At 63.4% G+C, this 15,323-nt stretch carries 8 protein-coding genes; 4 read left to right on the forward strand and 4 right to left on the reverse strand.

What is annotated here, in order from left to right; translation table 11 throughout:
- Positions 1–368 precede the first annotated feature (368 nt).
- Together JQ627_RS33810 and JQ627_RS33815 are read right to left on the reverse strand one after the other, a co-directional pair.
- On the reverse strand, positions 369–578 hold the full coding sequence (locus tag JQ627_RS33810) for a hypothetical protein (RefSeq protein WP_212488685.1): 210 nt from the start codon (positions 576–578) through the stop codon (positions 369–371).
- Positions 575–757, reverse strand: coding sequence for a hypothetical protein (locus tag JQ627_RS33815; RefSeq protein WP_212488686.1), 183 nt, complete (start codon positions 755–757; stop codon positions 575–577). Before JQ627_RS33815 ends, JQ627_RS33810 begins: the two co-directional genes overlap by 4 nt.
- Before the next feature lie 500 nt (positions 758–1,257).
- Between JQ627_RS33815 and JQ627_RS39850 the strand changes: the two genes are divergently transcribed.
- Positions 1,258–1,383: a hypothetical protein gene (locus tag JQ627_RS39850; protein ID WP_409363833.1), complete on the forward strand. Its 126-nt coding sequence runs from the start codon at positions 1,258–1,260 to the stop codon at positions 1,381–1,383.
- Positions 1,384–1,437: 54 nt separating this feature from the next.
- Here the strand turns inward: JQ627_RS39850 and JQ627_RS33820 are convergent, their stop codons facing one another.
- Positions 1,438–2,169 (reverse strand): transglutaminase-like cysteine peptidase, encoded by a 732-nt coding sequence (locus JQ627_RS33820; protein WP_212488687.1) that lies wholly within the window; start codon positions 2,167–2,169, stop codon positions 1,438–1,440.
- Between the two features lie 619 nt (positions 2,170–2,788).
- Here JQ627_RS33820 and JQ627_RS33825 point away from each other — a divergent pair.
- Both JQ627_RS33825 and JQ627_RS33830 read left to right on the forward strand, forming a co-directional pair.
- On the forward strand, positions 2,789–9,058 hold the full coding sequence (locus JQ627_RS33825) for a VCBS domain-containing protein (protein WP_212488688.1): 6,270 nt from the start codon (positions 2,789–2,791) through the stop codon (positions 9,056–9,058).
- A 72-nt stretch (positions 9,059–9,130) separates the two neighbouring features.
- Positions 9,131–11,362 (forward strand): CHASE2 domain-containing protein, encoded by a 2,232-nt coding sequence (locus tag JQ627_RS33830; protein WP_212488689.1) that lies wholly within the window; start codon positions 9,131–9,133, stop codon positions 11,360–11,362.
- A gap of 318 nt (positions 11,363–11,680) precedes the next feature.
- Here JQ627_RS33830 and JQ627_RS33835 read toward each other — a convergent pair whose 3' ends face one another.
- Positions 11,681–13,276: an ABC transporter substrate-binding protein gene (locus JQ627_RS33835; RefSeq protein ID WP_212488690.1), complete on the reverse strand. Its 1,596-nt coding sequence runs from the start codon at positions 13,274–13,276 to the stop codon at positions 11,681–11,683.
- A gap of 201 nt (positions 13,277–13,477) precedes the next feature.
- Between JQ627_RS33835 and JQ627_RS33840 the strand changes: the two genes are divergently transcribed.
- Positions 13,478–15,136: an ABC transporter substrate-binding protein gene (locus tag JQ627_RS33840; RefSeq protein ID WP_212488691.1), complete on the forward strand. Its 1,659-nt coding sequence runs from the start codon at positions 13,478–13,480 to the stop codon at positions 15,134–15,136.
- The last annotated feature ends 187 nt before the right edge of the window (positions 15,137–15,323 follow it).

A 15,323-nucleotide genomic window follows, 5' to 3' on the forward strand; every position in this document is an offset into this window, starting at 1 on the left:
AACCTCCTGCAAGCTACGCCTTCGAGCTTTCAATCCAGCCGAACATGTTAACCCGGCTTACCTCAAACATTCCTGGAAAGGTATTTAGAAAAACGAGATTTGGTGTGACAGCAATGTTGTCTTATGAGTCGGTCAATGTCCGCAGCGGGTCAAAAGTTGGCCCCGGCATCTTGCAGGAGCTTTGTCCGTTCACCGCCTGGCAGCAGACATCGGGGTGCTCGCGGGGATGGTCAGCTACGGGCCACTTCGGGACACATGCTCCGCAAACAAGAACTTACTCGACGAGTAGGCCATTGAACGGTCCCAGTCAGTAACCGCAGCGGTCGTGGTTAAGCGGTTCAAAGCGTCTGGGGAGGTTGCTTTCCACCTCAAGCTCCCCTGCGATCCTGGCTACCAATCACGCAGCGCCATGCGGCCAGGCGCTCTGCCGGATGCTGGTTCATCCACTCGGCGAGCTGCGGCGCGCCCATCAGGCAGGACTGCATCGAGACGTCGGCGAAGTCCGAGGTGGTTACGATCTGCTCGTGGCAATCTGTCGGAGAAGCGAGACTGCAGAGCACGGCGATGACCTTGATCACGACAGTGGCCCCCCGTCGCTGCGATCGCCGCTGACCTTATGACTTATCGATGCCTTGTCATGCTTCTCCCTGACCGGATCAGCCGCCGGGAAGATGCTGTCATATATCGCGAAGGCTTCTCGAATTAAGCGAGCTCGCTCGCGCTCAGACTTTGAGACAAATCGAATAATCTCGCCCATATTGAATGCTCCTGCTACCATCAAGAGGGACAATTCCCTTTGATGTCGAAGAATAGGCGCGGCCTTGCTATTCAAGCTGTGATGCGTCTCACTATGCGCAGCGTGCTCTACTGAACGAGCCGACTGATCGCGAACGCAGCAACGAGAAAAACTCCGATAATTAATTCTGGCATGACGTGATCTTTCATCCTCTGATGTGAGCAACATCTGGTGAAGAGGAAGCCAGTGCCTCCCGCTGCTCGTGTCGATATCGGAGGATGGCCTTTCTATCTGTGACAGAAATCACGAGCGCCCGGCGGTCAGCGTTGGCGACGAAACTCGTTGGCAAGAATGATCTTCGTTTGTGGGATGTCTGCTTTGGGGTCAAAGGCTGACCTCGGCATCTTGCGGAGCTTTGTCCGTTCACCGTCTAGCGGCAGACATCGGGGGGCTCGCAGGGATGGTCAGCTACGGACCGAAAGCGGAAGACTCAGGAGCAATCGGGATGTAGCCGGGTCGGGATGGACGGTTCGTTCCACGAGATCGCCAGGAGCGGTCACATCGGCTTCGTGGGCAACGCGCTGGAGCGTGGCGTGCGGCAGGTGGAGCTGAACGACATTCAGGGGCTGGTAAATGTCCCATCGTGAGCATCGGGCGGCGCTTTGCGCCGACCTGTTGGCTCCATCCGGGCTACAAGAAAATCAGTGCGTCTCGGGCGCGACCATCGACAACCGCACGGGTTCGTCGACATATTTCATCACGGCCGACTGATAGAGCACGAACAGCGGCTGGTAGGTCTGCGCCGCGTCGTCCTCGACCATCGCCATGCGGCGATTGTCGAGCATCAGCCAGTGGCCGTCGAGCTTTGCTGCGGCTACCGCATGCTCTTCGCCGGCCCTGACGTCACGCACCACGACGATGCGGAGGTCCTCATTGGCAACGCCGGCGAGCCGCAGCGCGGCCAGCTTGGCGATGGCATAGTCTTCGCAATCGCCGGCGCCCCGCGCGAAGGTTGCGAGCGGCGAGCTCCAGACGTCGTCGGCGCCGTCATTGGTGGCCCGGATGGCAAGATTGATGGCGCGATTGGTCTCGCCGAGCTTCGCGCGGCCGTCGCGGCTGCGGGCCTGGTCGACGATGGCGATCAGTTTCAGGGCTGCGGGCGACGCGCAATTGTCCCGGTCGCCGTCGCACAGCGCGAGCTGCACCATGTCGTCGTCGAACTTCTGCTTCAGCGCGAACCATTTCTGCTGGAGACTGCCGGACGAGATGGCGAAGGCGAATACGCCGAACGGTTCGGCGGATTTGCGCACGAGGACGCCGGCCCCAGGCGACAGCAGCGTGCCGGCGCGGAGGTCGGCGGCCGATCCGAGCAGGATCAATCCGCACAACACAAGGACAGCGCGCCAGGCGCGCGAGCGAGCAGCGGTCTCCATCTGACATCCCCTTCCGGCTTCGCCAGGTCCCCCTCGACCTGTACGTGCCGGGCTTTGTTGCTTTCGCGGAGATAGTGCGAGACGGGCCGTTTTGTTCTGCTTAACGCGCCCGGCAGGGCTCCCAAAACCGTGGGACAGGCTGAAACGGGACTGTCCAAATTGCGTAAAATTTTACGATTCGCCGGCTAGGAGGGCTTTGGCTGCCGCGAAATGGAACCAATTGCAGGGAGAAGTTGTGGGAGGGCCGATTCTGCCTCCTATGGCTAACAGCCCGCTATTTCACGGGTTTTGTTAATTGGGTCACAGATTCTGCCCCGTATTTGCCGCAGGATGCTGCGCGGCACCACGATTTAAAGATGACACAAGTATCCGTTGTTTGATTTAGGCGCCGGGTTACTTTGGATTACTGGAAATGCGTGAAAAGAAGCCGAAAACCGACCTCGGAATATTTGAAGAATTACTTCGGCTTCTCTGTGAAGGCGCCGCTGTTGGGGGACTCCGCCGAGCAAGTGATACGAATCACACAAGCAATAGATGGTTTCGCTAAGGACTTGGTAATGCTATCCAAGCTTAGGCGGTCGTTACTTACTTAGATTTTAACCCTTTTTACGGTGCCCGGTTGAACTACGCTGGCAAATTTGACGCCACGATTCCCTTGGATGGCGCGGGTTCCCGCTCGGCCGCGGACGTTCATGTCGATCCCTTTACGGCCAAGCCTTTTATCGCCAAGCCCTTTGTCGCAAAGGCACACGGTCATGTGCCCGACGGCACGTTCGTTGTTCCCGATGCTAACCTGATCTTCAATGGCGAGTTGAAGCGCGCAGGTCTCGACCTCGTGCTGTCCCACGAGGGGCACGAATTCGTCGTTCACGACTATTTCAAGGGCGACAAGCGCGCAGCGATCGCCTCGCCCGATGGCGCCCACCTCACCGGCGACGTCGTCAACGCGCTCACCGGCCATGTGCAATATGCGCAGGCCGCGCCCGGCATCGCCGCCGCGCAGGTCATCGGCCACGTCACGAAACTCTCCGGTAGCGCGACAGCGATCCGCAACGGCGTCTCGGTCACCCTGAACAATGGCGACAACGTCGAGAAGGGCGACGTGGTCTCGACCGGCGCGGATTCGACACTCGGCATCACCTTCATCGACGGCACCGTGTTCGGCCTGTCCTCCAATGCGCGGATGGTGCTGAACGAGATGGTCTACGACCCCAACGGGTCGAGCAATTCCTCGCTGCTGAGCCTGGTCGCGGGCACCATCACCTTCGTCGCCGGCGAGACCGCCAAGCACGGCGACATGAAGATCGACACGCCGGTCGCCACCATGGGCATCCGCGGCACGGCGGTGCTGACCCAGATCAACTTCGTCGTTCCCGCCGGCGGCGGCGATCCGCAGCCGCAGGCGAGCTTCCAGGTGTTGGTCGAGCCGAACGGCACGACCGGCTCCTACATCCTGTTCGACAAGGTCACGCTGCTGCCGATCGCGACGGTCAACCAGGCCGGGCAGATGATCCAGATCAGCGGTGGCAACGTCTCGATCACCAACGGTCTGCTGTCGCCGGACGTGCAGAAGCTGATCACGGACGTGTTCACGCTGAAGTTCACCGACAACAACACCAACACCAAGCTGACCACGAACTTCACCGACACGATCACGCAGACCAGCGACGGCCTGGTGATCAAGACGCCGGCCGGCTACATCGCGACCGCGGTCTTCACCAACCTCAATCCGCAGGGAACGCAAGGGTCCGGCGATCACACGGCGCCTTTCAACCGTTACCCCGGCAAGCCTCTGTCTCAAAGCCTCGATCTCAACGGCAATGTGAAGACGGCGTTCGCGCTGACCGAGCGCACGGACACGACCGGCGACACCACGCATTCCGACACGATCTCCGGCCGCATCACCTTCATCGACCAGAACCTGGGCGATCGGCCGACGGTGAGCATAAACCTCGCCGAAGCGCCGAACTACGTCTACATGAGTGCCGGCCTGGACGTCACCGGCACGCTCTCTGCACTCCAGAAGCAGGATATCGCGGCGACGCAGATCCAGATCAGCGTCGTCGCCGATGCTGGCAACAACAACAACGGCTCGGCGGTCTGGACCTACACGGTCCCCGACCACGTCTTCGACTTCCTCGCGGCCGGCGAAACGCTGACGCTGACCTACATGGCCCGCGTCGACAACAATTTCTCGGTCAGCCCCGAGACCGCCTTCATCCCGATCACGATCACGATCACCGGCACCAACGACAAGCCGGTGATCACCACGAGCGTTCCGGTCATCACCTTCGAAGGCGGCACCAGCGTGCCGGGCGGGCCGCTCACCAGCGATGTGCCGACGACGGGAACGCTGAACTTCGACGACGTCGATCTCACCGACAAGCATACGGTGTCGGTGGCGCTGACCAGCGCGACCCTGCCTGATGGCACCGTTCCGCCGGGCCCGCTCGCGGCGTTCCAGAGCGCGATGTCGGTCGCGATCGCGGCGGGCGCCGACAGCACCGGGGACGGCACCGGCACCATCAACTGGTCGCTGGCCGATCTGCCGGTCTATCTCGCCGACTTCATTCCGAAGGGCGAGGTGCTGACGCTGGTCTACACCGTGACGCTGACGGACTCGCAAGGCGCGACCTCGCAGCAGACCATCACCGTCACGATCACGGGCACCGACGCGCCCGCGGTGGTGTGGATCGCGACCGACAAGGCCGGCGCTCCCTCCGGCGGCTTCTGGAAGGACGCGGCGAACTGGGCAACCGGTACGGTCCCGACCATCAATGACGACGTCATCGTCATCACCGATCAGCTGCACGGCCTGACGCCCTCCTATCCGGTGACGATCGACACCGCGGCCTACGCCAAGTCGCTGACGATGAACGATTTCGGTGGCCCACCGCCGAAGGTGATCGTCCAGAGTTCGCTGACGATCGCAGGCGCGCTCAACATGGGCGCCGATTCGATCCTCACGACCGCCACGACTGGAACGATGTCGGTCGGCGGCAAGGCCGAGATTTTGGGCACGAGCGTGCTCACCAATGCTGGCTATCTGACGCTCGCAGGTGGCGGCGATTTCGCTGGCGGTACCACGATCACCAATTCCGGCACGATCGAGCTGTCCGGCGGCACGCTGAAGACGCTGGCGGAGATCCACAATGCCGGCGGCCTGCTGAGAGCCGATGTCGGCTCGACGCTGATCGTCGATACCGCGACGATCGATGGTGGCACCGTCAGCATTCTGGGCACGCTGGAGCTCGATGGCATCAGCCTGATCGAGAACGGCACGCTGAACAATTCCGGCACCGTCAACGTCAAGGGCACGGTGGAGTTCGCCCACGAGACCGTGTCCAACACCGCGGCCGGTGTGATCGAGGTGCTGGCCAACGGCTGGCTGACGATCCATCAGGGCTCCAGCGTTATCAATGACGGCCAGATCACGGTCGATGCCAGCGGCAAGCTGATCGTCAGCAATGCGACCATCGACGGAGCTGGTGCGGTGATCGGCACCGTCGACGGTGATGACGAGGGGGGGCCCGTCCTCAACGCCGGCATTCGCGGCGCAGGCACGATTACCAACAACGGTGAGGTCGATCTGACCGGCGATGCCGTCCTGAGCGGCGGCATTCTGAATAACAACGCCGTCTTCAAGGTAAGCGGTGCGGGCAATGCGCTCAGCGATGAGACCGTCACCAATGCCGGCATCATCGAGGTGCTCGCCAACGGCGCGCTCGCGATCGATCTGGGCTCGACCGTCGACAATGCGAGTGGCGACGTCATCATCGACGGCAATGCCGCGCTGACGCTGGACCAGGCCACGATCAGCGGCGGCGCCATCAAGGGCGCCGGGACGATCGACGTCACCGGCGCCAGCAAGATCGACAACGCGGCCACGCTCAGCGTCAGCGCGGTGACGGTCGAGAGTGGCGTCACGCTGACGCTGGACGACACGACCGTTGTGGGCACCGCGATCGCCAATCACGGCACCGTCAAGGTCGATGCCAACACGACGCTGACGTTGAACGGTGCGAGCCTGGCCGGCGGCACGCTCTCCATCGCCGGCACGCTGGAATCGACCGGCGCCAGCGCCATCGACAACGCCGACATCGGCAACACCGGCACGATCTCGGTCACCAGCGGCACGCTGACGATCGATCCCGGCATCCTTCACGCCATCACCAATCACGGTCTGATCGAGGCGGTCGGCGGCGGCACGCTGAAGCTCACGGCCGCCACCATCGCCAACGCCGGCGGCTCGATCTCGGTCGACGGCACCTCGAAGCTCTATCTGTCCGGCGTCTCGATCAACGGAGGCAGCCTCGGCAATGCCGGCAGTCTCTACAGCGTCGCCGGCCTCAACACGATCACGGGCGGCGTCACCAATACCGGCACCATCGAAGTCCAGGGCGGCACGCTCAACCTGTCCGGCGGCATCACCGGTGTCGGCGCGCTGATCATCGACAATAACGCGACGCTCGAGCTCGGTGGCGCGGACGCGCAAACCGTCAGCTTCGCCGGCGGCACCAATACGCTCAAGCTCGACAAGGTTGGCGGCCAGAGCTTCAACGGCACCATCAGTGGTGAAGCGTCGACACCCGGCACCTTCACCGTCACCGGCAATGCCGACATCGCCTCGTCCAAGGGCGACGCACTCGATTTTACCGCGTCGGGCGGAACCAGCGGCAGCCACGGCAACATCGTTCTGACGCCGACCGGCACGTTGACCGGCGCGACCAACGGCATCGTCGTCACCCAGAACGGCATCGGCCACATCTCGCTGACGACGTCAGGCGACGTCACCGGCCAGACCGGCAACGGCATCGTGCTGCATGACGGCGCGAATGGCGCAGGCGATATCACGACAACCATCGGCGGCGGCGTTTCCGGCGCGGTTGGTCTCGATGTCGTGTCGCATGGCGATGGCGACGTCATCATCACGAATAATGGGCACATCACCGGCACGTCCTCGTTCGGCGTCAACATCGACCAGGACGATGCCGGCGCCACCGGCTCGACGCACATCACCAACACCGGCTCCGTGGTCGGCGCCGATGGCGTCGCTGCGATCTCCATCCAGGAGAACGGCACCGGCACGGCGACGATTGACAATTCCGGCACCATCGGGCCCGACGATGCCGGCTCGGTGACGTCCTCGACCTACGCGATTGTCGAGACCGGCGGTGCCATTACCATCAACAACAGCGGCGAGATCAACGGCAACATTTCGGTCGCCACCGCCACGTTCAACAACGAGTCGGGCGGTACCTGGACCGTCGCCGGCACGAGCGTGTTTGGCAACGCGTCGACGATCATCAATCATGGTGACATCGATCTGCTGGACGGGGCTTCGATTTCCGGGGCGGGGCTGAGCATCGAGAACGACAGCCACATCAACAGCTACGGCACGGCTTCGATCTCAGGCACCATCGCCAATACCGGCACCATCGAGATCCACGACGGGAACCTGACCCTGTTCGGCTCGCTGTCGGGCACCGGCTCGGTCACCGTCGATGAAGGCGCGTTGCTGAAGCTCGAGGGCACGGTTTCGCAAACGATCACGCTCGCCGGCGACGGCGCCCACCTTCAGATTGATACGTCGACGTTTGGCGGATCGATCGCGGCGCTGTCCGCGACCGACACGATCGACCTGTCCACCATCAAGTACGGGCTCGGCACCAGCGCCGTCTATGTCGCCAATGCCGATCCTACGACCGGCGGTGTGCTGACGGTCACCGGTGACGACGGCCAGAGCATCAGCCTGAAGCTGACCGGCGCCGACTACAGCCACGCGCATTTCGCCGGCAGCGATGACGGCACCGGCCACACGCTGATCACGATCCATGCGGACGACGATGCGCCGACATTCACCACCACGGATGCGGCGCAGCTGACCGCAAGCTTCTCCGAGCAGCCCGATACCACCGCGTCCTCGACGCTCGACCCGTCGCCGGCCGCGACCGGCTCGATCGACTTCAAGGACATCGACCTGACCGACCGGCCGACGGCGGAGATTACGGGCCAATCCGTGACCTGGTTCGATACCGATGGCACGACCCACCTGGCGCTGACCGGCCAGGAAGCCGGGCTCGAGCACGCCCTGACACTGCTGCCGCAGACCGGCAACAAGAACAACGGCGCGATCGGCTGGAGCTATTCGGTCGCCGACGGCGCGCTGGATTTCCTCGGCAGGGACCAGACCGCGAAAATCGTCTCCACCATCACGCTCGATGACCACGCGGGCCAGAAGACCACGGCCGACGTCACCATCACGATCACCGGCACGAACGACGCGCCGGTCATCAACACCGACCAGATCAGCGTCACGCAGGAAGGCGACAAGGTCTTCGTCCACGGCCTCTCAGTCACCGACGTCGATGCCGGCGCCCATGAAACGTTCACGCTCGCCGCGACGGCGGCCTCCCGTAGCTGTGTCGATCTCCCATCGGCGGGCGACACGTTGGCCGACGTCAACTCGGCACTCCAGGCGCTGGCCTATGCCGAGCCGAACGGGCCCGCGACCGACCAGGTTGCGGTGACGGTGACCGACGGCCATGGCGCGAGCGACAAGGTCAATCTGATCTTCAACCTGACCGGTGAAGGTCCGGTGACTCTCGCCGGCACGGCCGACAAGGACGTGTTCTTCGGCACCGGCTATCAGGACCAGTTCGTATTCGCGGCCGGTTCGAACCACGATACGATCCTGAACTTCACCTCCGGTACGGACAAGATCGACCTGTCGGCCGTGGTGACGACTTCCGATCCTCAGAGCTGGATCAATCAGCACGTGACCGCGTCAGGGGCGGTGGACACCCTGATCACGATCAACGCGACGGACAGCATCCTCCTGAAGGGCGTCGCCCACGTCCAGGCGAGTGACTTCATCGTCCATGCCTGATGGCCGCTTCATGCGCCGCGACCGCCTGCAGATACGCTGCCGTTCGCCGCGAAAGCGTGATATCCAAGCCGAATGAAACGTCTCAAGATCCTGCGGCGGTGGTTTGCGCGGAAGCTCGGCTTCGCGCGGCTGATGTGCCTTGCGCTGCTGGTCTTGTTCGCCGGCGCGCGCCTGTGGGATCCGCCGCCGATCCAGGAGTTGCGGCTGCGCACCTTCGACATGTTCCAGTTGATCGATCCGCGCCACAAGGCGGCGCGGCCGGTCACCATCGTCGACATCGACGACAAGAGCCTCGCCAGGCTCGGCCAGTGGCCGTGGCCGCGCACGCGGATCGCGGACCTGATCCAGAACCTCACCAATAGCGGTGCGGTGACGATCGGCTTCGACATGGTGTTCTCCGAAGCCGACCGGCTCAACCCCGATCTGGTCGCGAGCCAGATGCGCGATCTGGACGATGCCACCCGCGCCAGGTTGCGCGAACTGCCGACCAATGACCAGGTCCTCTCCGAAGCGATCAAGCGCTCGCGCGTGGTGCTGGGCGAAACGGGCCAGCCGGCCATTTCGTCCGAGATCGACAAGTCGCTGCCCTTCACCGGTGTGGCGACGGTCGGCGAGGAGGGCGCCGAACGCTTCCTGTTCGAGTTTCCCGGCCTGCTGCGCAACGTGCCCGTCATCGAGAAGGTCGCCGCCGGCCGGGGCCTGTTCTCGATCAAGACCGAGCGCGACGGCCTGATCCGCCGCGTGCCGTTGATCATGCGCGCCCAGGGCAACATCATGCCCTCGCTCAGCCTCGAGATTTTGCGCGTCGTCACGGGAACGCCGACGCTGCTGGTCCGGACCGACAAGACCGGCGTGCGGGCCGTGCGCCTCAAAGGCGTGGAGATTCCGACCGACAAGAACGGCCAGCTCTGGGTGCACTATGCCCGCCAGGATCCCTCGATCTACATCTCGGCGGCCGATGTGCTCGACAACACTGTGCCGCCGAACAGGATCGCCGGCAAGCTGGTGCTGGTCGGCACGTCCGCGGTCGGGTTGAACGACATCAAGACCACGCCGGTGTCATCGACCATGCCGGGTGTCGAGATCCATGCCCAGGTGCTGGAGAGTGTGCTCAGCGGCGCGGTGATCTCGCAGCCGAACTATGCGCTCGGCGTCGAGCTGATCGCCGCGCTCGTGATCGGCCTGCTCGTCATCATCTTCACGCCGAATCTCGGACCTGTCCGTCTGGTGCTCGCGGGCGCGATGTTCGCCGCCATCCTGGTCGGCGTCTCCTGGTTCTTCTATGCGCAGTACCGCTATCTCATCGACTTCACCTATCCGCTGCTCTCGACCACCGCGATCTATCTGACACTGATCTTCGCCAGCTTCGTGCGCGAGCAGCGTCAGCGCGTGCAGATCCGCGGCATGTTCGCGCAATACATGTCGCCCGTCCTGGTCGAGCAGCTCGCGCAGTCGCCCGAAAAGCTCGTGCTCGGCGGCGAGGAGCGCGAGATGACGATCATGTTCTCCGACGTGCGCGGCTTCACCACGATCTCGGAGAGCTACAAGCAAGATCCGCAAGGCCTGATCGCGCTGATGAACCGCTTCCTGACGCCGCTGACCGACGTCATCATCGATCAGAAGGGCTACATCGACAAGTACATGGGCGACGCCATCATGGCGTTCTGGAACGCGCCGCTCGATGACGCCGATCACGAGGTCAACGCCTGCGAGGCCGCGATCCAGATGCTGGAGCAGATCGACGCCGTCAACAAGGAGCGCGAGCGGGAGGCCGCCGACGGCGGTCACGTCTACATCCCGCTCAATGTCGGCATCGGCCTCAACACCGGCATCGGGGTCGTCGGCAACATGGGCTCCGACCTGAAGAAGAACTATTCGGTGCTCGGCGACAGCGTCAACCTCGCCTCGCGCCTGGAAGGACAGTCGAAGGAATACGGTTTCCCGATCATCGTCGGCTCCAGGACCGCGCTCGCCGCCAAGGACAAGTTCGCGATCCTCGAACTCGACTTCATCATGGTCAAGGGCAAGACCGAGCCCGAGGTGATCTACGCCATCGCCGGCCGCGAGGACGTGATGCATTCGGGCGCCTTCCAGCGTCTGCGCAACGTCACCATCGAGATGCTCGGCTGCTACCGCGGCCGCGACTGGCAGGGTGCGCTGGACGCGATCGAGCGCGGCCGCCGCAGCGAGGACGCCGACACGCTGGAAAAGCTGTTCAAGCTGTACGAGGCGCGCATCAAGGAATTCCAGATCAATCCGCCGGCGGAGGGATGGACCGGGGCGTATGCGCTGCTGACGAAGTAGCGGTGCGAGTGTGGGGCCATCGCTGGCGCTGCACTGAAAGTGTCGCCCCCGCGTATACCCCCAGGGAGATGTTATCGCGCGAGCCGGTAACCCCGAGTCTTCGCCAAGCTCTTCCCGGTGGTTATGCGTCCCGGGTCTGCGTTGCGCTTGCCCGGGACGACGGTTGAGTTCGACGCGCCAGCCTGCGTCAAACATCAACTCCCGTAGGGTGGGCAAAGGCGCGCAAGCGCTGTGCCCACCATATCTCCTCGTGTCGGCTTAAGGTGGTGGGCACGCTTCCGCTTTGCCCACCTTACGACGCCGGCGTTTGCCGCCGCCTCACTCCGTTCCGATCGTCGTCAGATCCTGGAACCAGTGCTGCGCCTGTACGAACTGCTTGATCTTCGGCGACAGCGCGTGCGGGTTGGTGTCGTGGACGACCCAGACCAGCACGGCATCGTCGACGATCAGCGCGTGCGCCTGGGCAATCAGATCGTCCTGCTTGGCGGTATCGAACGTCTGCTTGGCCTCGCTGATCAGCGCGTCGACCTTCGGGTTCTTGTAGCCGCCCCAGTTCACGCCGACCGGCGCGATCTGGTCTGAGGCGAAGAAGCGGACGATGGCGTAGAGCGGGTCGGAGGTGACATAGGCGATGTTGTTGGCGGTGATGCCGGCGTTCATCTCGTCGGCCGCGCCCTTGCGCCAATGCGTATATAATGTCTCGAGCTCGACCACCTTGAAGTCGATGTCGATGCCGATCTCCTTGAAGCTTTGCTGCAAAAATTCGTTCATCGGCAGCGACAGCATCTGGCCGGTGCCGCCCTGGGCGATGATGAAAGTGGCCTTCAGCGGCTTCGCCTTGGAGTAGCCGGCCTCTTCGACCAGTTTCTTGGCCGCGGCCAGATCATATTTCAGCTCGAAGCTCGGCTTGCCGAACCACGGGCTCGACGGGTCTACCTGGCCCTTGGCCGGCTTTGCCAGACCGTTCATCAGGCCCACCACCGCCTCGCGATCGATCGCAAGGTTCAGCGCCTTGCGCAGGCGGATGTCGGTCCAGGGCGAGCCCGGAAGTACGCTAAGATGATAGTTCCAGACATGCGGCGTGACGTTGTCGACGATCTTCATGCCGGCAGCTTTCAGCTGCGGCACGGCGTCCGGCGCCGGCGTCTCGATCAGGTCCACCTGGCCTGCGAGCAGCGCATTGGTGCGCGTCAGCGCTTCCGGCATCGGCACCAGCACGATCTTGTCGGCCTTCGGAATCCGCTTCGTGTTCCAGTAGTCCGGATTCTTCGTGAGCTCCGCAAGCTCGCGCGGCACGAGCTTGGTCAATTTGAACGGACCGGTGCCGGAGGGCTGGCTCGCGAACTTGTCCCAATCCTTGCCGAGCTTCTCGTACTGCGCCGGGCTCGAGACCAGGAACCACAGCATCTGATAGGGAAAGAAGGAATCGACCGTCTTGGTCGTGATCTCCACCGTGAAATCGTCGATCTTGGCGTAGCTCGCGACCGAAGGCAGGCGGGTCTTCACCTGCGCGCTCTGCCGCTTGTCGAATTGCGGCGCCTTGTCGTTGAGCACCTTGTCCAGATTCCAGATCACCGCATCGGCGTTGAACTCGCTGCCGTCGTGAAACTTCACGCCCTTGCGAAGCGTGAAGCGCCATTTGGTCTTGTCGGCATCGTCCACCTTCCATTCGGTGGCGAGCCCGGGCACCAGCTTGCCGGGGCGGTCGGCGACGTCCATCTCCCAGGCGACCAGCGGATCGTAGATCGTGTAGGCCGTGAACTGATAGGCGCCCGCGCCGCGATCGGGCTGGCCGGTCGTCAGCGGGATGTCCGCCATCGAGATGCCGTAGCGCACCACCGTTTCGGCGCGTGCGGCGATTGCGGACAGCGTCAGTGCAAGCACGGCGAGGCTGGTCGATAAGCGGATACGCATGGCCCAAGGCTCCCAGGAAGAAATCCGGGCCAAACCTGCAATCTTGATGCCAGAATAGGCAGCGCGGGGCTCGCGCCAGTGCGCGACAACATGGACTTGTCGCCGCAGGGCCAATCTGCAGAATAAATTAGCCTGCTGGCATAGCCATTGCATACGATTGCATCAAAATTAATCATCGGAAGCCGGAAAGGGACTGAGGCTATGCTTATGAAGACAACGACACGCGCGGCGCTGATTGCGGCGCTGGCCCTGGCGAGTGCGGCCGCATGGCCGCGCGCGGCCAGTGCAGAGACCGTGCTGCGGATCGGCATGACCGCTGCCGATATTCCGCGCACATTGGGCCAGCCCGATCAGGGTTTTGAAGGCAACCGCTTCACCGGCCTCACCATGTATGACGCGCTCACCGGCTGGGACCTGTCCTCGGCCGACAAGGCGAGCGTGGTGATCCCCGGCCTTGCGACCGAGTGGAAGGTCGACGATGCCGACAAGACCAAGTGGATCTTCAAGCTGCGCCCCGGCGTCACCTTCCATGACGGCTCGCCGTTCAACGCCGATGCGGTGGTGTGGAATGTCGAGAAGGTGCTGAAGCAAGACGCGCCGCAGTTCGACGCCAGCCAGGTCGGCGTCACCGCATCGCGCATGCCGACGCTGGCCTCCGCCAAGAAGATCGACGACATGACGGTCGAGCTCACCACCAAGGAGCCCGACAGCTTCCTGCCGATCAACCTCACCAATTTGTTCATGGCGAGCCCGGTGAAGTGGCAGGCCTTCTATGACAAGGCCGAAGGCGCTGACGCCAAGGCGAAGTCGCAGGCAGCCTGGACCGCGTTCGCCAAGGACGCCTCGGGCACCGGCCCGTGGAAGATGGCGAGCTTCACGCCGCGCGAGCGGCTCGAGCTGGTCAAGAACGCGGCCTATTGGGACAAGGCGCGCGTGCCCAAGGTCGACAAGATGGTGCTCTTGCCGATGCCGGAGGCGAACGCGCGCACCGCGGCACTGCTCTCCGGACAGGTCGATTGGGTCGAGGCGCCGGCGCCGGACGCGCTGCCCGAGCTCAAGCAGCGCGGCTTCAAGCTCTACGCCAATGAGCAGCCGCACGTCTGGCCGTGGCAGTTCTCGCGCGTCGAGGGCTCGCCCTGGAACGACATCCGCGTCCGCAAGGCCGCCAACCTCTGCGTCGATCGCGAAGGTCTCAAGGACGGCCTGCTCGCCGGCCTGATGGTGGCGGCGACCGGCACCTTCGAGCCCGGCCATCCCTGGCGCGGCAAGCCGGCTTTCGAGATCAAATACGACAAGGCGGCTGCGCAAAAGCTGATGCAGGAGGCCGGCTTTGGTCCGAGCAAAAAGTTGACGGTGAAGATCCAGACGTCGGCGTCGGGCTCGGGCCAGATGCAGCCACTGCCGATGAACGAATATCTCCAGCAGGCGCTCGCCGAATGCTATTTCGACGTGAAGCTCGACGTCATCGAGTGGAACACGCTGTTCACCAACTGGCGCCGCGGCGCCAAGGATCCCAGCGCCAACGGCTCGAACGCGACCAACGTCACCTATGCGGCGATGGACCCGTTCTTCGCGCTGGTGCGCTTCCTGCAATCGGGCATGGCGCCGCCGGTCTCGAACAATTGGGGCTTCATCAACGAACCCAAGTTCGACGATCTCGTGAAGAAGGCACGCCAGACCTTCGACCCCGCCGCGCGTGACGCAGCGCTCGCCGAGCTGCATGCGGCCTCGGTCGACGACGCCGCCTTCCTCTACGTCGCCCACGATGTCGGCCCCCGCGCCATCAGCCCGAAGGTGACGGGCGTCGTGCAGCCCAAGAGCTGGTTCATCGACTTCTCGCTGGTGTCGATGACGCCGTGAGGCGAGCACGCTGGTAGGGCTCCCCTCCCCCTTGCGGGGAGGGGTTGGGGAAGGGGGTTCACACGGGCGGTCCCTGTGTGGCCACCCCTCTCCCTAACCCTCCCCCGCAAGGGGGGAGGGAACCCTCGCATCGCGCGTCCCTTACTCAAGCCCGCGCACCCAATCGTGCGACATCACGTTAGGTCAA

Origin of the sequence: Bradyrhizobium liaoningense (assembly GCF_018130785.1) — a bacterium.
GTDB lineage: Bacteria > Pseudomonadota > Alphaproteobacteria > Rhizobiales > Xanthobacteraceae > Bradyrhizobium > Bradyrhizobium liaoningense_A.

What these genes read in the sequence shown, in the direction of transcription:
- JQ627_RS33835 (WP_212488690.1), bottom strand. Translation starts at nt 13,276, where the DNA reads ATGCGTATCCGCTTATCGACCAGCCTCGCCGTGCTTGCACTGACGCTG.
- JQ627_RS33830 (WP_212488689.1), top strand. Translation starts at nt 9,131, where the DNA reads ATGAAACGTCTCAAGATCCTGCGGCGGTGGTTTGCGCGGAAGCTCGGC.
- JQ627_RS33815 (WP_212488686.1), bottom strand. Translation starts at nt 757, where the DNA reads ATGGGCGAGATTATTCGATTTGTCTCAAAGTCTGAGCGCGAGCGAGCT.
- JQ627_RS33820 (WP_212488687.1), bottom strand. Translation starts at nt 2,169, where the DNA reads ATGGAGACCGCTGCTCGCTCGCGCGCCTGGCGCGCTGTCCTTGTGTTG.
- JQ627_RS33840 (WP_212488691.1), top strand. Translation starts at nt 13,478, where the DNA reads ATGCTTATGAAGACAACGACACGCGCGGCGCTGATTGCGGCGCTGGCC.
- JQ627_RS39850 (WP_409363833.1), top strand. Translation starts at nt 1,258, where the DNA reads ATGGACGGTTCGTTCCACGAGATCGCCAGGAGCGGTCACATCGGCTTC.